Origin of the sequence: Bosea sp. 124 (assembly GCF_003046175.1) — a bacterium.
Lineage (GTDB): Bacteria > Pseudomonadota > Alphaproteobacteria > Rhizobiales > Beijerinckiaceae > Allobosea.
Map to the genome: position 1 here is coordinate 876230 of NZ_PZZM01000001.1, position 19975 is coordinate 896204.

The following is a 19975-nucleotide window of genomic DNA, read 5'->3' on the forward strand; positions in this document are numbered from 1 at the left end:
CGATGAAATCAATTCGGGACAAAATCCTCGGGCTGATCGGCATTGTCGCCATCGGCGCGGTGATCGCGCTGGCGAGCGCCCTGGTCGGCATCTCCTGGCTGGAAACGATGAACCAGCGCGTCGCCTCGCAAGACGACATGGCTCTGGCGACCGAACGCCTCAACGTCGCCGTCAACCAGCTCAGCGAAGATTCCCGCCTCGCCTATATGGCGCGCAACCCCAACGAGGCGAAGAACGCCGCCACCGCGATCGAGAAAGGCCTGAGCCGGGTCGATGAACGGCTGAAGGTCTTCCTGGCAAAGGTTCCCGAGAGCGAGCGCGAGCGGACCGACAAGATCAGCAAGCTGGTCGCGGATTTTGCGGCGACCCGTGCGGAAACCGCCCGATTGGCGACAGAAGTATCCGGACGCGCCGCCGATGCCTGGGGCAACAGCGAAGCCAGCCGGCGCAATCGGACCGCGCTTGTCGACGAGCTGTCGGGCTTCAGCCGCATCAACGAGGAGGCCGGCGAGGCGTTCGGAGCCGAGGCGGCCGCCTTCGCCGGCAAGATGCGCGTGATGCTGCCGGTCGCCCTGCTGGTGCTGCTCGGTCTCTCGATCGCGGCGGCGGTGGTGTTTTCCAGGCGCGCGATCATCAAGCCACTTCTCGACCTCGGGGTCGTGATGGACCGGCTCACCGCCGGCGACAACGGCGTCGATGTGCCGCACACGAAGCGCAGCGACGAGATCGGCGCGATGGCGCGGGCTGTCTCGGTGCTGCGCGAGAGCAGCGAACAGGTCGCGCTGCTGCAGCAGAAGGAACAGGCCGCCGCGGCGGCGCGCCTGGCGCGGGCGCAGTCGATGGAGGCCGTGGTCTCCGATGTCGGCGAGGTCGTGGCAGCGGCTGCGGCCGGCGACTTCTCGGCCAGGCTCCAGATCGACCAGGCCGACGAGCAGATGCAGAAGCTCGTCGCCGGCATCAACGAGATCAACGCGGTTGTTGATTCGGCGACGAGCGAGTTCGCGCGGACGCTGTCGGCCGTGGCGGGCGGCGACCTGACGGTGCGGGTCGATGCGGCCTATCGCGGCAAGTTCGCCGAACTCAAGGGCGCGATCAACGAGACGGTGGACCGCCTGTCCTCGACGGTGCGCACGATCCAGGTGACCTCGGCCGATGTCGGGCTGGCGGCGCGCGAGATCAACATGGGCGCCGACGATCTGTCGAAGCGCACCGAGGAGCAGGCCTCCTCGCTGGAGGAGACCGCCGCCACCACCGAGGAGCTCGCAGCCTCGGTCAAGGCCTCGGCCCAGGCCTCGCGGGATGCCGCCGCGATCGCCAATGATGCGATGCAGGCGGCCCAGTCGGGTGGCGCCATCGCCGGCCAGGCGGTCGACGCCATGGCCCGCATCGAGACCGCCTCGCAGAAGATCTCCGACATCATCCGGGTGATCGACGACATCGCCTTCCAGACCAATCTGCTGGCGCTGAACGCCGCCGTCGAGGCAGCCCGGGCCGGCGATGCCGGCAAGGGCTTCGCCGTCGTCGCCTCGGAGGTGCGCACCCTGGCGCAGCGCTCCAGCGCCGCCGCCAAGGACATCTCCGGCCTGATCTCGTCGTCCAACATGGAGGTCGGCGAGGGCGTCAAGCTGGTGCGCCAGGCCGGCGACCAGCTCAGCCAGATCCTCAGCCACTCGCAGAAGGTCGCCGCCACCATCGCCGACATCTCGGCCGCCTCCGGCGAACAGGCCAACGGCATCGACGAGATGAGCCAGGCCGTCGCCCATCTCGACGAGATGACCCAGCAGAACGCAGCCCTCGCCGAACAGAGCGCCGCATCCGCCGGCTCGCTCTCGGGACGCATCGGACAGCTCAACGACCTCGTCGCAGCCTTCAGGACAGGGCCGGAGAGCGAGGGCGCCCTGGCCGGCGCGGTGCGCCAGCCTTCCTCTTCCCAGCATGGCGGCACGCGCCGGGCGGCCTGAACACCCCGCCGCGGCACCGGCTGCCGCGGCGACTGATCCGCCCCTCGCGGTGAAAATTGGACAATCTCCAACTATTCTCTCCGGAGGCGTTGACAGTCCCGCGGCGCCTCCGTAAACGAACCGCCGTTGCCCAGGTGGCGGAATTGGTAGACGCACCAGCTTCAGGTGCTGGCGCTCGCAAGGGCGTGGAGGTTCGAGTCCTCTCCTGGGCACCACTTTTCTTCCTGTTTGATCGCAGGGAGTTAAGTGAAAACAAGGGTTTCCGTGAGATCAACTCTCACTCAGGAAGCTCACTCAATGGCTCTACGAATGGCCAGACCGATCAAGCGGGGAACCAGCGCCAACTGGCTCCTCAAAGTCCGCGTTCCATCCGACATCATCGACAAGGTCCAGGGACATGTCGTCCTGCCCATTGGTGGCAGGCGCACGCCGGTCGCCATAAGCGCCGGCTACGTCGAAGTCAGCCTGCGCACGTCCGATCCCGACGAAGCGGCTCTGCGCTATGCGGAAGCCCACGATGCCCTCCTTCAGCATTGGAAGGCCGTAAAGACCGGCCCCAAGCCGGTTTCGAAGCGCCAAGCCGTCGCTTTATCCGCCGACGCCTACCGTGAACGAATCAGCGAGATCGACGACGCGTCGATGGTCGCCGAGCGGGAGGCCATGAATGCCGAATTCGACGAATTCATCGTCCGACGCGCAGAGACCGAATCAGAGGAGCGCGACCAACTCGTCCTGGGTTGGTTCGAAGACGTCATCGCCGAACAGGGCGTCGATTTCATCGCGGTCATCGCGGCGCTCCTCCCTGGCTCCTTCCCCGCCGACCAGGAGGATCTTGCCCTCGAGAGCCGCTATGGCGCCCGCGTCGATGCGGCGCTGGCTTTGAGAGGCGCCCAGTGCGACGACGCCAGCCGCCCTTCCCTCCTCAAGGAGTTCCGCCGGGCGGAGCTTGCCGGAAGCAAAGCGCTCGGCCGCATGCTCGAGGGCGATTTCAGCGACGAGGAGAAGCCGGCCTACTTTCCCCCATTCGAGCCGCCTCAGCCCCCGGTCGCAGCATCCGCTCGGGTGCAGGCGCCAGCCTCAGAAGGCGGCGACGGCATGAGCATCGCGCAGCTCTTCAAGGCCATGCGCGAAGCCATGCTCGAGTTCGTCAAGCCTTCGACACTCCGTCGCTACCAGTCGACGATCGAGAAGCTGTCGGCGTTCACCGACCACGCCGATTTCCGCACGCTGACCCGAGAACGCGTCAAGGAGTGGATCAAGCACCGGACGACCGAGGAGGGCATCAGCAAGAAGACGGTCAGGAACAACGACCTCGTCGCCGTCCAATCGGTGTTGAATTTTGCGACCACGGATGAGGGCGGCGAACGGCTCAAGAAGAACCCGATCCAGGGCCTGACGATCAAACTGCCGAGGGCCTCCAAAACGAAGCACGAAAGACGCCTTTATCATGAGGAGATCGTCTCGATCCTCAAGGCCGCTAATGCGGTCGAGATCGGCGGTCGCTATCCGAAGTCCTCTGCGGGTAACCGTTGGACGCCCTGGCTCGCGGCCTATTCCGGCGCCCGCATCCAGGAACTTGTCAGCCTCGAGGCCGAGCATATTCGCAACGAGGGTGGCGCGTGGGTCATGGACCTCACGAAGACCAAGATGGATGAAGACCGCACGGTCCCTCTGCACGAGCACGTCATCGCGATCGGCTTCCTCGATTACGTCCGAAGCGTCGGCAAGGGCCCGCTCTTCATCGATCCGCCTGAGGTCTCCGGTCGGACCGAGGCCGCGTCACGGGACGCATCCGAGGTTCGCGCATCCGGCGTCGCCGTCTTTATGCGCAGCAAGGCCAAGCTACGGAAGAATGTCGACCCGAACCACGGCTGGCGCGGCACCTGGAAGTCGATCGCGGCGAGCTTGGGCATCGAGGAGCGGTACCGCGACGCGATCACCGGGCACACGCCCGGCTCGGTCGGGCGCAAGTATGAAGCGCCCACGACCGCAGAGCTGGTCGAGGTCATGCAAAAGTTTCGCCGCTACGCCGTTTAGGATAGCGGTTTGGTGGGGATATCCAACAGCTCCTGCCTCATGGCGTCGAGGCAGGTGATATAGCGTTCGGGGTGCGGCAGGACCACGCGTGGCCCCGCTCATGCCGGAGCGCTGAAGGCGTGTCATAACCGCATTCTGATGCCGATTCTGGGCGGAATTTGATTTGGACGAGACGCAGACCAGCTTCTACGGCATGAGGTTCGAAATTGCCTTCCTTCGCGAGAAGGGCAAGGCATTCGAGGGCGTTTTTGCACGTATAATGGGCCACGCGTTTCCAGGCGACTTCGAGCCCGTGCGGCCTTATGGCTCCAAGGGCGACTTGAAGTGCGACGGCTACCGCGGAAGCGATGGAACGGTCTTCCAGTGCTACGCTCCTGACGCCATGAACCTGGCCCAGCTTCTCGCGAAGATCGATGAGGACTTTCACGGTGCTCTCGCGCACTGGGGTTCCCGCATGCATCGCTGGTGCTTCGTGCACAACGACGGGCGGGGGCTGCCGGCACAGGCCACCCAGAAGCTGGTGGATCTTCGCGCAGCGAACCCCAGCCTTGCCATCGACGTGATGGGCGATCCGGAGTTGCGTCAGATTGCCATGGGACTGGCGCTGCACCAGCTTCAGGATCTGTTCGGCGATGTTCCCTCTCAGCGCACGATGGAAAAGCTCGACTTCGCTGCGCTAAGCCCCGTCTTGGCTGCCATCCAGCGGCGCGAGCCCGAAGCAGAACCACCCTTGACTGCGCCGTCGCCGGAGAAGCTCGAAGCCAACGCCTTGTCGACCGACGCCGCTGGCATGCTGCGTCAGGGTCGACGGCGCGAGAAGCTGGTCGAGGATTTTTTCGTGGCATGGCCCGACCCGGACTTCGGCGAGGCGATCGCAGAGGCTTTCAGGCAGCACTACGCGAAGCTCAAGGCAGTTGGACTTGGCCCAGACGATATTTTCGGCGAACTACAGCTTTTCGCCGGCGGCATGAGCGGCCCCCCATCACGTCAGGCTGCGGTTCTGGCCGTGATGTCCTACTTCTTCGAGCGGTGCGACATCTTTGAGGATGCCGTTTCAGGCACGCCGGCATGATCCTCCCCACCAAGCATCTCCGGCCCGAGCGAGCCCTCCTGACCGTTGGCGGCGAGCTCCTGGGCTGCCTGCGGGAGCCTATGACGGTGTCACGGCTCTGGGACGAGCTGCGCCGTCGGCGCGGCGACGCCGGCGAGCCGGCGTCGATCAACTACGACTGGTTCATCTTGGCCTTGGATCTGCTATTCCTCGTCGGCGCCATCGATCTGGAGCGTGGACTGATACGGAAGGCCGCGACATGATCCACGGTGTCAGCAGCGACCTCCCCAGCTTCAAGTCCCTCACCTTCGGCCCGGGCCTCAACATCGTATTGGCGGACAAGAGCGCAGGCGCGACGGATCGCCAGTCACGCAACGGTGCCGGCAAGACCAGCCTGCTCGAGCTCATCCATTTCGTGTTTGGCGCCAACGCCGATCCCGACAGTATCTTCCGATCGCCGGAGCTGATGCCCTGGACCTTCGAGGCTCGCGTCGACATCGGTGGCGGCGTCGTGGACGTCGGGAGATCCGGCAAGAAGCCCTCGCGCATCATGCTTCAGGGCGACACCTCGTCATGGCCCATTCAGCCGTCACTTGATGCGAAGTCGGGCGACCAGATCCTCTCCAACGAGCGTTGGCGCGCTCTCCTTGGCGCGGTCCTTTTTGGGTTGCCTGTAGACGCTGACGAAGAGCGTCTTCGCTTTTCCCCGACGTTCAGGTCGCTATTTTCCTATTTTGCCCGGCGCCAGAACAGCGGGGGGCTGCTGGCGCCGACTCAACAAGCCGACAAGCAGCCACCTTGGGACCAACAGGTGGCGATTTCTTATCTGCTGGGCCTTGATTCCAGCATTCCGCGCGAACTCCAGGAGGTGCGGACGCAGGAGAAGGCGATGACCGAATTGCGCAAGGCCGCCAAGGAAGGCGGGCTTGGGCGCTACTTCGGAACGGCAGCCGACATCCGCACCCGCCTCACGATCGCCGAGGCCAGAGCGAAGCGCCTTCGCGAACAGATCGCGGTCTTCAACGTCGTTCCGGAATATGCCGAGATGGAACGCGAGGCGTCCATCATCACGCGACAGATATCCGGCCTGAACGATGAGAACACGATCGACCGAGAGCTCATCCTCCAGCTCCAGAACGCGCTGGCCAGCGAGCAGGCGCCGGCGATCGCGAACCTGGACCGCCTCTACAAGGAGGCCGGGGTGGTATTGCCTGGCTCCGTGGGGCGCCGGTTCGAAGAAGTGGCCGAATTCCATGACGCCGTGGTCCAGAACCGCCGATCTCATCTTTCCTCCGAGCTTCAGTCGGCGGAGGATCGCATTGCTCGCCGCGGCCTCGAACGTGCTCGGCTCGATGAACGCCGTCGCCAGCTCATGGGCATCCTGCAGTCCGGTGGCGCGCTCGACCACTATGCCCAGTTGCAAGAGGAGACAGGACGGGCCGAAGCCGACGCCGAGGGCTTGCGTCAACGGCTTATCACTGCGGAACGGATCGAGAGCACCAAAGCCGAACTCGACATCGATCGGGCGCGCTTGTTGAAAGCTCTGCAGACTGACCTGCATGAACGCGAGGGCGTCGTCACCGAAGCGATTCTGGTTTTCGAAGAACTTTCGAACGCGCTGTATGAGAAGGCCGGGAGCCTGACGATCAGCGCGACGTCGAATGGGCCGACCGTTGACGTCCGCATCGATGCCCAGCGTAGCAAGGGCATCACCAACATGCAGATCTTCTGCTTCGATCTGATGCTCGCCGATCTGGCGACACGCCGTGGCCTCGGCCCGGGGTTCCTGGTCCACGACAGCCATCTCTTCGATGGCGTCGACGAGCGACAGGTCGCCAAGGCACTTCAACTTGGGGCTGATCACGCCGCTGCGGTCGGATTCCAGTACATCGTGACCATGAATTCCGACGCACTTCCGCGCGATGGCTTTCGCCCAGACTTCGACGTCGACGCCTTCGTATGCCCTACGAAGCTGACCGATGCCACCGAGACGGGCGGGCTGTTCGGTTTACGTTTTAACTAGGCCTACGCGGCGCTCTCTATGCGACTGAGGGGGAGCACAATAGCGCCGCCCCTCTTACCGGCCTTACACGCAGTCCCTGGCCGCCTTGAAGGCCTGCCAGACGCGGGCTTGCCGGCATTGATCTCGCAGCCATCCACTGCCCTGATGCGCATGTGCGCCGGCAGAGACGCCGACGCGCGATACGAGATGCCCGAGCTTGCTATACGTTCCCTGCCCACTCACCCAACTGGGCCTCGACGAACAGATGCGATGCGCCCCGGGAGACGGTTCCGGTAAAGGTGAATCCATGCCGGATCGCCGCTTGCATGTGCAGCGGATCGGCCGTCTTGGCGCGCCCGTTGACGAGTTCCTGAACGGCGAGCTTAGCATCGCGGTCGCCGGTCCCGCGTCGCGCGGGCCAGACGGCGATCTGGGCACATGCGAGGTAGGCAGCGATCAGCGCGCCCTCGGCCGCGAGCCGCGTCCGATGCATCGCTGGGCTGGGACGAAGCGCTTCCGCGAACAGGCGATCGGCGGCGGCGAAATAGTCCCGCGCTTTCTCCAGCACAGCCCTCATGTCGAGCCCCTCAGCCGCGAAGGCAGCCAGAACGGGGAGTTGCTCGGGCGTGTAGATCTGACGGGTGGGAAGGTTTTCTACCTCGGCGTCGAGGTCGAACCCGTTGACGGGCCAAGGGTAGAGGGCACTCTCCCGTTCGCTGACGTCTGGCCGCGGCGGTACAGCGAGTTGGCCCGGATTGAAGGCCGCGTGGACGATGCGGCCTCGAACGAAGTCACCGGTGCCCTGCCAGCTTTCAAGCCATTTTCGGGTCGGCTGCATGGCAACCTTGGCGTCAACGTCGTCCAGATTCCCTACAGGGAAGATCGCGACGATCATGGCATGTGCCCCGGAGATGGTGAGCAGGGCGATCCGTTCGAGCGCACCGACGCCATCCTGGCTGACGCTCCAGCCGTAAGCGTTGCGATGGGCCTCGGCCTTGACGGCGGCATCGCGCAAATCCGGCCTCGACTGACGCAGCGCCACCATGTCGGCGATCGCGGGGTCGTCATGAAGCCGGGCGAGGATCGCCATGATCGGATCGGCGTGCTCGCGGACCTCGCGATCGTCTGACGGGCCAGGCTGGAACTCGAGTTTGTTGATCATGTGGAAAAGTCCTGTTTTTGGGGGTGAAAACCAGTTGGCCTCATCGCCTCCCTCTCAAGACAAAGGGCGCCCCACAGCGGGACGCCCCTTCCTCTCGTGGCTCTTGCGGCTGCTCAGGCGAGCGGGTGCGCCGCGAGCATGTCGCGCAGGGATTCGCGCATCTTCGCGGCCAGCGTCAGCGTCGCGGCGAACTTTGGCGTCGGGTGTGGGATGACCTCGCCGGCGAGCCTCCACCAGCGCTCGATCTCCATGTGGGCTGGAGCGACGGCGATGCGCAGGAGCGCGATCCGTATCTGGAGCTGCGCGCCCTCGAGCGCCATGGCGATGTCGTCGTGCTGCTGGCGCGCGAGGTCGCCCTCGACGAGCATCGCCGCCAGCCGCGTGGCCGCCCGGGCATGGACATCGACGTCGCGATAGAGGGCCTCGAAGTCCGGGACCTGCACGACGAAGGCGCGCAGCGATGCCGCGTCCTCGACGCGATGCACGGTCGCCGCGCTTTGGGCCGAGGCCAACTCGCGATAGCGCGACACGGCGTGGGCGAGCGCGTTCGTGGCGACGGCCCCGGCTGTGGTCGCTGAGAGGGTCTCGATCCCGAACGCCGCCCGGGCGTTCGGTTCAAGCGTCGGGTCATCGAGTTCCTGGACCGCGCGGAGGAGGGCAAAGCCATGCTCACGCTGCGCGTGCCGGTCTGCTGCCGTGCGCGCCGGCAGCAGCGCGAGCGCGAGCGTCGCCTCCTCGTTCAGGATGGCCAGGGCATGGGGCGTCGCGACGTGATTGCGGACGAGGTAGGGAGCGGACACTTGCGCGAGTTCGATGAAGCGCTCGAGTTCCGAGGTGCGCTGGGTGCAGCGCGCCGCGATGGCGACGAGCGAGGGGCTGTCCCGGATGAACCCGGCATAGTCGCGGTCGGTCGGGTTTGAGAGGCTCACAGCGGCGAGCTCACCGACCACGGGACGGATCGTGTCGTCGAACGCGATGTGGTGCAGGGAGATCGGGCTGAAATGGCTGCTGGCGGTGGTCATGTCTGTCTCTGGATCGATGATGGATGAGGATGCGAGGAGGAGCCGGGCGCGGCGAGCGCCCGACGTGAGCGATCAGGCCACGGCCGTCTGCGGGCCTGCGGATGTGTGATGCCGCAGCGCATGCTGGCTCGGGCTCGCCCAGCTCTGGCAGGCGGCGGGCGCGATGCCGGTGACGTGCTCAAAGAGGATCTGCTCGATGATGGCGAGCAGGCGATCGGCGTCCTCGCCACGCGGGCGGAAGATGTAGAGCTCGTCGGCGGGCGAGATCCGCGTCGCGCGTCCGAAGCGGTAGACCGTGGCGCGATGCAGGTCCTGCGGCGCAAGGCCGAGCAGCGCGCAGTGTGCCGTTCCCGCTGGCGAGATCAGCCACCCGTTCAGGCTGGCGTTCTCCATGGCGGCGTGGAGCCGCTTGTCGAACGCGCGGGCCGAGAGGTCGTGCGGGAGAACGACAGAGATCGCGCGCGGCTGCAGCTCGATCGGCGCACCGTCCTTGGGTGCGCGGGTTGGAAGGATCTGCTGCAGCATCCAGGCGTTGAAGCCGAGGTCGTTGACCGGGCCCGTGGACGTCTCGCGATACGATCCGTAGCGGTCGGCGTTCATCGCCCTGAGACGATCACGGGGATCGGCGCACTGGGTCGAGGACACTTTGTAGATCGGCAGCTGGAGATCGCGCGCGACGCCGAGGAGACCGGTGCGGACACCCGGGTTTGCGTAGCTCTCGCCGCAGGCTCCGACGTAGACGTTCACGACGTAGCCCGCCTGGTAGGCTTCGGCGAAGCGCGACTGGCTAAACGCGTCGGCCGGGAGATCGGCGATGTCGTCGCCGCCGATGTGCTCCCAGTCGGTCGGGTACCACTTCGTAACGGCGGCGGCGGAATGGGTGGGCTGGATCGGACGGCCGATCCGGGCCGAGGTCTTCTTGGTCATGGTCTTTGATCTTTTCTGCTTGGGATGTCGGGTAAGGCTTTTCGGGGGTTCTTTGGTCCGATGCCTCGATCTCCAGGCTCGTCTTGACCTCTTTGCGGCGCAGCCGCCCCGGCTTGGACGAGCCGCTCCCGATCGACCGGAGGTCGCCAGGGCCTCCTCTCTCATCACGGCAGCAGTTCCGGACCACGGTCGCGAGCACCCGCCAGGAAGCCGATCGGTCGCGGCTGATCCGATCCGGCAGCCAGCCCCTCGGCTGCGACGACATCGGCAATGATCAATGCGTCGCGGCCGTCCGCAGCGGCAAAGCCAAAGGCCAGGCGCAGCAGCTTGCCGATGCGGCGCGGATTGTACCGCGCCGCCCGGCGCAGGACGTGGTCAGTGGGCATGGCGACGCCACCGCGAAGCTCGGCGACGATGTCGGCAGCGATCAGGCCGGCGATGGCCAGAAGCTGCTCGTCGCGAGGGCGGGCGATGGTGAAGACCGTCAGCCGGTCGATGATGAAGTCCGGGAGCGCGACCGCGTCATTGGCAGTGGCGATGAAGATGACGCCGGACAGGTCGAACGGGACCCGGAGGAACTCATCCAGGAGCGCGCGGCTGTTCTCGCGTTCGAGGATGGTCAAGAGGGTGTGGTACGGTTTCTCTGACCAGTGGGTCACGAGCTTGTCGATCTCGTCGAGTAGGATGACGGGCTGCGCTGTCGCGCCCATTGCGATCGCTTCGGTCAACTGTCCCATCCGCGCGCCCCTCCAGGTCGTCGGATGGCCGACCACCAACGCCTGGGCGTCGCTGTTGGTGGCGCAATTGATCGCGTGGATTTCTCTGCCGAGCGCGCGCGCGATATGCTGGCTCGCATGGGTCTTGCCGGTGCCAGGAAGCCCGAGCAGCAGGATCGGCGGCACGAAGATCGGCGTGCCGGTGCGCCGGGACAGGATCGTGGCGCGGATGATCAGGTCGATGACCGCCTCGAAGCCGGGGCAGTTGAGGCGCGCCTGCGTCAGGGCGCTGACCATACCATCCGTCCCGAACAGCAGCGGTCGGCGCCCCTCATGGGTGTCGTTGGAGAGCGCAACCAGGCGGTCGAAGCGGAGCTGGTCGGATTCGCTGAAGCCCGGCAGGGGGGAGCCGAGATACTCTTCGCGGTCGCCGTACCAGGGGCGACCGATCATCAGCTCAATTTGGCGGATGACAGCCGCGTGGTCGAAGACGGGGATGCTCGGGCCGATGTCGATAACGGGCTCGAGCATGGCGGTTTCAGCGGGCGGCTCGATCGTAACGGGCGGCTCTTCCGCTGCGAGCACGCGGTCCTCCACGTCAGCCGGTTCATATACATGGTGTTCCGGTGAGCCCTTGCGGCGATGGCTGGTCATGTCTGGTCGCGTCCGAGGTGCCGCGGCGGGAACGTCCTGCTGCGGGGTGGCCGGTCCGGCCCTCCACGCGCGCGGCTCTAACGGAAACAGGCGACGCCTTGCGGCGCCGCCTGTGGTCGGGTTTCGAACGATGTTCGTTTTCCGAACGAACTCCCGCCGAACGTTGTTCGCTGACCGTAGAACATTGTTCGGAGAGCCAATTTCGTTGTCGAACGCCGTTCGGGCCGTCTGGATGTGACCAGCCTAGCGCCATACGAAGAAGGCAGGATTCAGGGGCATGAATGTCCCTGCGCGACGCCAACGCGCTTCCACGGGCAAGCCCCGGCCTTCCCACGGGCCTGTGGACCAGACGCCGCAGGGACCGGCGAGGGAGACCGTCCTTGTTTGGCTTCCACGGGCAAGCCACGGCCTTCCCACGGGCCTCTGGACCAGACGGCGCTGGGAGCGGCCAGGGAGTCCGTCCTTCTTTGGCTTCCACGGGCAAGCCACGGCCTTCCCACGGATTTTGTGGTGGGACGCCGTAGGGAGAGGCTAGGGAGACGGTTGGTGTCTTCGAGGCCTCCGCTTTGGCTATGGCCAGCCGTCGTGCTAGACGCGAGGCGGGTGGGCCGCGGCCATGTCTCGGAGCCGACTGCCAACGGAGATCGCCAGGATGAGGGTTGCCGCCACCTGCGGCGGCGCATCGTTGATCGCCGCGTAGACGTGATCGAGGGCGGTATCGCGGTCGGGCAGGTGCGCGGCGAGGGCCAGCCTCGCCAGCGCGATGCGCTGCTGCAGCGTCGCCCCCTCCGCCGCCGCACCCGTCAGCCCCCTGTCCTCCGGCGACAGGTCACGACGGCGCAGGCTTGTCCTGAAGCGGTCGGCCATCTCGCCATGATGCTGCGCCTCGCGAACCAGCGCGTCGATATCCGGCTGGGCCTCATGATAGGCCAGCAGCGTGCCGCGCTCCTCCAGCCGGTGGGTGGTGGCCGGGCTCTCGGCGCCCGTCCCCAGCAGACGGGTGATGTAGGAGAGAATGTCCGAAGTGACTTCTTCGGCGTCGATGTCGCCGAGCTCGAAGGCGATCTCGATCACCTCACGAAGATCGTTGGTTTCCGGCTCCTCGAGCCGGTGCAGCATGGCGTGGCCCTGCTCGCGGCGGGCATGCCGGTCTGCACCGCTCCGGGCCGGGATCAGCGCCACCGCGATGCTGGCGACGGAGTTCAGCCGGACGACAGCGTGGAGCTGGCCGACATTCCGGAAGAAGATGTCGGGATCGCTGCCGTCGGTCAGCGCGATGAAGCGCTCGTGCTCCCGGGCGTGCTGGAATGCGCGCGTGGTCATCGCGACGATGGCCGGCGGATGGGAGAAGAATCCGGCATAGTCGCGCAGCGTCGGCGCGCTCAGCGTTACGGCGGCGAGCTCGTCGATGACGGGACGCAGGGTCCTGTCGATCCTGAGGTCGCGCAGGGTCGCTGGCGCTCGGCCACGATGGGATTTTGTCATGATATGATCGTCCTGGAATGTCGGCCTGAGTTCCCCGGGGTGTGGTCCCCTTCGCCTCGCCACTTCCTCGTCTCGCCTGCTCAAGCCGGTCCCGTGCCCCGTCATGAGAAAAGGGCGCGGACCTCGCGGCCGCGCCCTTCCGTCGTCGTCATCTGCGGAAGACCCTCAGGAAGCTGCCAGGGCGGGTACTTCCTCCAACTCTTGCGGCAGCGCGTCGCGGCGCTGCAGGAGCCAGGCCCTGATCTGATCGAGCGCAGCCCCCGAGCCAGGTTCGATCGTCGCGGCCAGTTCGTCGCAGCGCGCCAACGCCTTGGGGATGGTCAACCACGGCACCTCATCCTCGGTCGCGAGGCGGTGCCGCATCCAGTCCTGGCCCCGGCGCCGAGCCTCGGGCGAGAGCGCCTCCGGCGCGTTCAGGAAGATCTGCCGGAGCGCCAGGCTGCGCAGCCGTGGATCTCTGATGTGCCAGGCGGTGAAGTTCTCGCGGAACTTCCACTCGATCTCGTGGAAGCGCTGGCAAGCAGCGACATCGGCGTCCGAGACGAAGCCGCCCGAATAAAGCTGCGCTTCGGGCCAGGGCGATGCCTCGCGATCGGCATACTGGTCCTTGAGCGCGAGGGCGAGCTGACGAAGGAATGTCGGGTGAGCCCATAGTGCCCGGGCCCGATCGCGATAGACATGATCGGGTTCGGGATCGACCAGGGCATGGGCGGCCTGGTGCCAGGCGAACAGGATGGGCATGGCGTTCGTCTTCACCTGTCGCACCGGCGACCTGCTCGACCGGATCCGCGCGAGCAGGTCCTGTGCGGCCAGGTCGATGAACCCGGCTGGGTCCAGACTGAGGTCGATGCAAACCCGGGCGTTGGGATTGGTTGGCGAACCAATCATGGGCAGCACCGGCGTCAGGCGCGACGTTCCGCCCAGGATTAGCGGCTCTCCTGGTTCCATCAGAGCGATCGGGCCTGATTTCTTGGCGTGACCGAGCATCGTCGCCATTGTCATCGGCGCCCGGTCGAGCAACAGCATGAACAGCTCGCGGGTCGCCCGGACGTCGGCGAGCGCGTCATGGGCGTCGTTCTCGCTGAGCGCTATTCCATTCGCCCTGCACACCGCGCCGAGCTTGAGCACGGCCTTGCCGGCGGCGTCGCGCGGGATCACGACGGCCTCCGGTTCGGCCATCACGATCGCGCGCAGGCTCGTCAGCACGTCCAGTCGGCCGTGACCGGTCATCGAGGCTGCGTAGGGCGGCAGTAGTGTCTGAAACAGGGATGCCCTAAGCATTTCGTCGTCATAGCGGATAGAATTGTAGCCGACTAACATAGTTGGCTTGCAATCGGCGAGGATGCGGGCGATCTGCGCCATCATCTCAAGATGGCTCAGCGGCTGGTGTTCCAGCATCGCCGGCGTGACGCCGGTGGTGAGCAGCGCATCCGGCGACGGCACGACATGCGCGGGAACGCGACAACGGAGCACCAGTTCGCGCTGAAGGCGGTGGTCCGCGTCGGTCTGCAGAAAGGCAGCCTGCAGTGGCACGTCCCAGCAAGGGGCGAGACCCGAGGTCTCCAGATCATAGAAGAGGAATCCCATGGCGGTCACTGCGTCCGGCCGAAGGGCTGGTCGAGCGGCATGAGCACGATGCCCAGACGCTCCGCGTCGGCCTTCATCGCCGCCTCCAGCATGATCACGGCATGGGAACGGGCCACCTCGCCCTCGAGCTGACCCATGGCTTCATAAGCATGGACCTTCAGGGCCAGAACCTCGCGGAGTGGGGTGGGTGTCTCGCCCATCAGCAGCGCCATCCGGCGCGCCGCGATCCTCGCGCCCTCGGCCAGCTGCCGGCCGTTGAGGCCATGGTCGCTGAAGACGCGCTCGGGCGACGCTTCCAGGAGCATCGCATGCGCATGGGCCCCCTCCCATTTGAGAAAGAGGGCATCGGCACTTTGCGGGGACGCATAGGCCCGAGCATACAGCCTCATCTCGGTGTCTTCTGGCAGCGCCTCGTCGCCGCCGGCAAAATTCTTGGTCGTCATCTCGTCGTCCATCGGAGCGCGGACCCGGGGGCCCGCTCCATGGGCTCTACTTCTCCGGGGGTGACCCCTGAGGGGTTCCGCTTTCCGACTTTCTCGCTGTCCTTTACGCAAACGGCGCTCCGGTGGGCACGAACGGGACGGTTGTGACGGATTGGTCATAGCTGTGGCTACTGGCTATCGCGCCGCTCTCCTCCTGCTCCGGTTCGACTGGTGATCAGGTGAATTTGGCTCCGATCCCGGACCGCCTAATTTGAACGCGCATTCAGCAGGATGCGGTTGGGGTCCAGCACACGGGCCTGCACGACGTCGCCCGGCTTGAAGTGCTGCTGAAACCAATCGGCTATCTGCCGGTTTCGGCCGACGATCCGGACGGACCCACTCGCGTTGGCTTTTCGGTTGATGCTCGACATGACGGGCTCTGCGCCGTCGTCGAACGAAACCTGGATAGGCTCGCCGTCCTCGCCGAGATGATGGCTGGCCGCGACACCCGGGTTGATGAAGCCCTGGTGATAGTAGGCCTGCCCGAGGGTGATCTCGAATGGGAAGGCAGGCCCTTGGTGGAATGAGAGCTTTGCCTGCTCCGCCGCCGTTGGCGCTTCCACCTCTTCCTCCGCCTTCTCGCGCTCGGCTTCCTCGGTGACCGGCTTGCCCTTGTCGCGGCCGTTCCACGGCGGGTCGAACGCCTTGATCAGAGCGTCCTCTAGACCGGCTGCAAGGTTGATGTCGTAGTCGCCGTAGCGGAGGTCCGGGATAGGTGTGAAGACCAGGATGCGGACCTCGTCGCCCGCCGCCAGGACCTCCCTGATTTTGGCGTTGCAGCGAAGGTTCGTGCGCTGCCCCTGGCCGGGATTGCGATATCCGGCGAACCGCTTCCGCAGGCTCTGCGTGGTCTTCCCTATATATTGAACCACATCGCCCCGAACGAAGGCGTAGAGTGCGTTGGGGGTGTCGACGAGGACATCGTTGACCGTCGCCTTCTCGCCGTCGAGCTTGACGGCGATGGTTTGCCTGGAAGTCAGCCAGGCACCCACGTCGGCGAAGCCGATCAGTGTTAGGTTCTCTTTTGTCAGAGAGGTCATTAGTTCTTGTTCAATCCCATCTCGCGGCTCTGCAGCTTCCGCTTCCAAAGGGTCTCCATGGCAAGGATCTCGTCGATCGTCGCGGCCGAGCCAGCGACCTCCAGAATGGAGACCTGGTAGTCACTCGGGTCACGGCTCTTGAGTCCGACATTCCCGCCGTGGCCGTCCCGGACGTAAGACATCCACCTACCATGGAAGCTTTCAGCGCCGGTCGCCGAGCCCACATATTGCTCGCGCGTCTTCGGGCAGGTCAGGAGGTAGATGCCCCTGGACGCTCGGAGGACGGCGATCCACGCGACCGGCAGACCCTCGATCTTCGACAGGGGCGAGATGAAGCGCGCGAAACCGGGGAAGTCCGGTTCCCGGAATCCCTGCCGCACCTCGAGGACGACCTTGTCCTGGTTGTCGGCGCGTTGAATCCAGGATCGCTCGCCGTCGCCCCACGCGATCACCAGACGCCCCGCGAGGTCGTTGAGACGCTCATCCAGCGTCAGGGCGTAGATATCGCATGTGCCGGCCGGATCGAACCCTACTGCGTGCGGCCATTGCCGGTCGGTCTCGTTGATGCCGTCGTGTCGTGCCGCATAGAAGCCGGCCAGAAGCGTCTCGCCTGCCGGCGTCACGACGAAAGACGCCCAATAGCCCGCGTTCAGCTTGGCCCGGTTCGCGAAGCTCTGGACCTCTTGATAAAACTCGAACGCGGGTCGGTCGTCACGCCATAACTCGTACGGCGTCTTGCCTTTGGCAGCGCGACTGTCCTGGTGCCGCAGGAGCCGGACATCGCGAGAAGCGATGCCGGCCTGGCCAAGCAAAGAGTTGAAGCGAATAGGCACAGCGACCCTCAGAGCTCGATCTTCCAGTAGGCTATGGCCTCGCGGGCTGCTTTGGGCTTAGGCCAAAGCAAAGGCGTTGTCCTATCGTTCCCATGACCGGTCTCGCCCACGCTGCGCCAGGATCGCCCTCTGGCGCTTCTTGCCCCGGTCTCGCTTGTTGCGCTTTGGCGCGGGCGCGGGCGCGTCCTCGTCGACGTCGGTCGGCGGCTCGGTGGCGATGACCGGCTCGGGAAGCCTGACTGGGCTTATCCTCATCGGTGCCGTCTCCCCTGGAGCCTGGATCAACGCGACCGGCGCGCGCTCGAGCGGCGTCAGCTCCAGCGGGTAGGGCTTGACCTCGCCGGGCTGCGGCTTGGGCATGCGGGCGCGCTGCTTGAAGGCCGGTTCCGGTGGCCCCTCTTGTTGGGCGGCTGCGGCCGGCGCTGGGCGCCAGGGCGGCGGCGCGCCGGGCTGGGGCACCTCGCGGCCGTCTTGGTAGGACATGATCAGCTCCTCGGCCTTGAGCGGATGCTGCTTGACGGCGGCGATCAGCTTGTCGGCCAGGTCCTGGGGTGTCCGGCCGGGCACGTTGGGATCGGCGTTGTCGAGGATGAACTGGCCGTACCGCTTCGTGGTGTTCCACATGAACTTCTGGAAGCCGGTCTTGAACACCGTGTCGACCAGGTCGTCGTAGGACGCCCACATCGGGTGCTCGATCTGGGGCTTTCGCTTGAGCTCGACCGGCTTCTGCGGCGCGATGCTGATCGCCATTCCGCCCGTCCTGATTGCGGCCGGCGCGGCCGTCGGCGTCAGGTCGGGCCGAGCGCCGAGCGCGGCTGCGCGCCAGTCGCGCAGTGCCTGACGGACCTTGGCCATGCGGACAAGGCCGCTACGCTCGTGGCGCGCGGCGAGGATCTCGACCTCCTTGAGGGCAACCTGGTTGAGGAGCTTGGCGTGGGCCGTCTTGGGGACGGTCTCCATCTCCTTCTTCAGGCGGGCGACCTCTTTAGCGTTTCCGCTAGAGCGCGCCTTGACGAGGCTCTCGGCCAGGCGCCCGCGCAGCTTGGCGATAACCTCCGGCTTGGTCGCCTCGATGATGCGCTCGACTGAGCGAATCTCCTGGTCGGCCTCGATCGAGCGCACGATGTGGAGTGCGCGGGTGCGGGCATAGTCGAGCGCCTTGCGCTTGACCAAGGACTTCACCGCGTGGGCGCTGCGCCGCAGGATCGGCGTCTTCTTGAGGAAGGAGCCCTCCTTCTCCAGCGCGCGCAGCTCACGGTCGCCAGCCCGCACCGCGGCGCGGACCTTCGAGACCTCGGAGAACTCGGGCGCCCGCTCGCGGGCGAGGCGCTGCACCTCGGCCTCAATGTCGCGTTTGGTGCGGTCCTCGTCGAGGACGACGCGCTTGTTGGCCCTGGCCTTGTCGGTAATGATCCGTGAGATCGAGCGCATCGCCTCGACCTCGAGGCCCATGGCCTTGTAGCTGCGCGCGTCGTAGCGGAGCGGATTGCCGGCCTCTTGCATGACGTCGTTGACGATCTGGGCGAGGCGCTTGCGCTCGTCAGGAATGAAATTCTTCTCGCGTGTGTCGGGATCGACATTCTTTCGATGAGGGTATGTTCGCCTGCGATGTTTGCTCCCGTCCGGGAGGTAGGCAACAGCGGCGAAGTCCCAGACTAGTCCTTGGGGCTTGGAGGTTCCGTCGTCCAGGCCATCAAAGGCGAAGGGCACCTTCTTTGCAGGGCGCGCCATATAGATGACGTGAGCGTGGAAGTTGCGCGGGTCGTTCTTGTCAGTCGGGGCGTGCAGGGCAGCGTGGAAGCGCAGTCCGCGCTTCTCCAGTCCGGCGGTGTAGCGTTTGACGATCTCGTGGCGCTGCGCCGGCGTCGACTCGACCGGCAGTTCCAGGATGATGCGGCTTTGCAGGCGCGCGTTGCCGCGCTCGGGATGGGCCTCGACCAGCTCCCAGAACGCCCTGCGCTCCTCCTTAGTGTGGCCGATGTTGCCGAAGGAGAAGGCGAGAGGCACGGGCGCTTGGCCCGGTGCGACCGCTTTGGCAGCCTCGACCTTCGCGGCGTCCTCGATGTAGGCCTGCATCCGGTCGGCCGGGTCGCGGCCGAAGGCCTCTTCGTCGATCTCATGGGATGAGAGCGTCAGGTCCACGCCTTCCTCCAGCATCGCCTGCTCGACGGCCGAGTCGCGATCGATGTAGCTCATGTGAGCGGCCGTCGTGCCGGTCTTGTGGGCCGACGCCCCCTCGGTGGCGTTGACGGTGGTGTGCGAGAAGTGGAAGGGGCGGCCGCCGGTGTCGGGCGCCGTCATCCTGATCGACGGCCGCGGGCCGGAGTTGTTGGCGTGGAAGTTGAGCGCCCCCTTGAGGGCGTTGGTGAGAGCCTTCTCAATGCCGCCCACCCGGGCGTTGGCGTGCCGGGAGAAGGGGTTGCGCCCGGCGTTCTTCCACTTGCGCTTAGCGTCCTTGGTGGCCTGGTCGGCGGCCTTCTTCAGCAGGCGCTCGACCTGCTTCTGATTGCCGCCGCCAAGGATTGACTTGCCCTCTACGAGATTGACGCTCTTGTCTGGTGCCTTCGCCACGCAGCTCACGCCCCGCCGTAACCGCATCGGTTCCATTCCAGAAGGAAACGGTGCTTGCCTTCGAATTCGAGGGGCCTAGGTGCGTAAGCCGCAGGCAGATTAGGACTGGTGGCCACGTCGATGGCCTCCTGGCCCGAATCAGCACGTCAATCCCATTGTCGCAATCGTCCACAGACTTCGCCAGATGACTCTCTTGGCCATGGTTTACGGCTGGGAGGTGGTTCTACTGTCGGCATGACCGGGTGTCGCCCGGATCAGCCGACGCTCCTCGAAGGTCCCGCAGCCGCCCTATCAGGGCGGCGCGATCCATGCCAATGGAGCGCGCGGGACAAGGCCGATCAGGCCGGTTTCGAGGGCCTGATGACGGCCTCCGAGAGCGCGGCCGGAACCCGTCGGGAGACCCCTCGGAGAGCACAAGTGAGGAGCAACAGCGATGCGCGCCAAA

General features: G+C 65.7%; 15 protein-coding genes and 1 tRNA gene. 6 read left to right on the forward strand and 10 right to left on the reverse strand.

The features are described 5' to 3' along the window. The first annotated feature begins 2 nt into the window (after positions 1-2). From C8D03_RS04190 to C8D03_RS04215, 6 genes are all read left to right on the forward strand, one after another. The gene (locus C8D03_RS04190; RefSeq protein ID WP_108045136.1) at positions 3-1961 is read left to right on the forward strand and encodes a methyl-accepting chemotaxis protein; all 1959 of its coding nucleotides are present in this window, start codon (positions 3-5) and stop codon (positions 1959-1961) included. Positions 1962-2089: 128 nt separating this feature from the next. Beyond that, a tRNA-Leu gene (locus C8D03_RS04195) sits at positions 2090-2176 on the forward strand. 94 nt (positions 2177-2270) lie between these two features. Next, positions 2271-3998, forward strand: coding sequence for a tyrosine-type recombinase/integrase (locus tag C8D03_RS04200; RefSeq protein WP_181300655.1), 1728 nt, complete (start codon positions 2271-2273; stop codon positions 3996-3998). Between the two features lie 163 nt (positions 3999-4161). Beyond that, positions 4162-5070, forward strand: a complete 909-nt coding sequence (locus C8D03_RS04205; protein WP_108045138.1) for an ABC-three component system protein — start codon at positions 4162-4164, stop codon at positions 5068-5070. Further along, positions 5067-5312, forward strand: a complete 246-nt coding sequence (locus C8D03_RS04210; protein WP_069053949.1) for an ABC-three component system middle component 6 — start codon at positions 5067-5069, stop codon at positions 5310-5312. The genes C8D03_RS04205 and C8D03_RS04210 overlap by 4 nt, the downstream gene beginning before the upstream one ends. After that, positions 5309-7072, forward strand: coding sequence for an ABC-three component system protein (locus C8D03_RS04215; protein WP_108045139.1), 1764 nt, complete (start codon positions 5309-5311; stop codon positions 7070-7072). The genes C8D03_RS04210 and C8D03_RS04215 overlap by 4 nt, the downstream gene beginning before the upstream one ends. A 199-nt stretch (positions 7073-7271) precedes the next feature. Here C8D03_RS04215 and C8D03_RS04220 read toward each other — a convergent pair whose 3' ends face one another. The 10 genes from C8D03_RS04220 to C8D03_RS04265 all read right to left on the reverse strand — a co-directional run bounded on the left by C8D03_RS04220 (position 7272) and on the right by C8D03_RS04265 (position 19530). Further along, positions 7272-8213: a hypothetical protein gene (locus tag C8D03_RS04220; protein WP_108045140.1), complete on the reverse strand. Its 942-nt coding sequence runs from the start codon at positions 8211-8213 to the stop codon at positions 7272-7274. A 113-nt stretch (positions 8214-8326) separates the two neighbouring features. Next, positions 8327-9235, reverse strand: a complete 909-nt coding sequence (locus tag C8D03_RS04225; RefSeq protein WP_108045141.1) for a hypothetical protein — start codon at positions 9233-9235, stop codon at positions 8327-8329. A 72-nt stretch (positions 9236-9307) separates the two neighbouring features. Continuing rightward, the gene (locus C8D03_RS04230; protein ID WP_108045142.1) at positions 9308-10162 is read right to left on the reverse strand and encodes a hypothetical protein; all 855 of its coding nucleotides are present in this window, start codon (positions 10160-10162) and stop codon (positions 9308-9310) included. Between the two features lie 164 nt (positions 10163-10326). After that, entirely contained in the window at positions 10327-11532 is a 1206-nt protein-coding gene (locus tag C8D03_RS04235; RefSeq protein ID WP_108045143.1) for an AAA family ATPase, read from the reverse strand. Between the two features lie 588 nt (positions 11533-12120). After that, positions 12121-13017 (reverse strand): hypothetical protein, encoded by an 897-nt coding sequence (locus C8D03_RS04240; RefSeq protein ID WP_108045144.1) that lies wholly within the window; start codon positions 13015-13017, stop codon positions 12121-12123. Between the two features lie 165 nt (positions 13018-13182). After that, entirely contained in the window at positions 13183-14604 is a 1422-nt protein-coding gene (locus tag C8D03_RS04245) for an exonuclease domain-containing protein (protein WP_108045145.1), read from the reverse strand. A gap of 5 nt (positions 14605-14609) precedes the next feature. Further along, positions 14610-15047, reverse strand: a complete 438-nt coding sequence (locus C8D03_RS04250) for a hypothetical protein (RefSeq protein WP_146170075.1) — start codon at positions 15045-15047, stop codon at positions 14610-14612. 245 nt (positions 15048-15292) lie between these two features. Next, the gene (locus C8D03_RS04255) at positions 15293-16126 is read right to left on the reverse strand and encodes a GIY-YIG nuclease family protein (RefSeq protein WP_108045147.1); all 834 of its coding nucleotides are present in this window, start codon (positions 16124-16126) and stop codon (positions 15293-15295) included. Continuing rightward, positions 16126-16959, reverse strand: a complete 834-nt coding sequence (locus C8D03_RS04260) for a GIY-YIG nuclease family protein (RefSeq protein ID WP_108045148.1) — start codon at positions 16957-16959, stop codon at positions 16126-16128. Before C8D03_RS04260 ends, C8D03_RS04255 begins: the two co-directional genes overlap by 1 nt. An 81-nt stretch (positions 16960-17040) precedes the next feature. Beyond that, positions 17041-19530: a MobA/MobL family protein gene (locus tag C8D03_RS04265; RefSeq protein WP_181300657.1), complete on the reverse strand. Its 2490-nt coding sequence runs from the start codon at positions 19528-19530 to the stop codon at positions 17041-17043. Positions 19531-19975 lie beyond the last annotated feature (445 nt).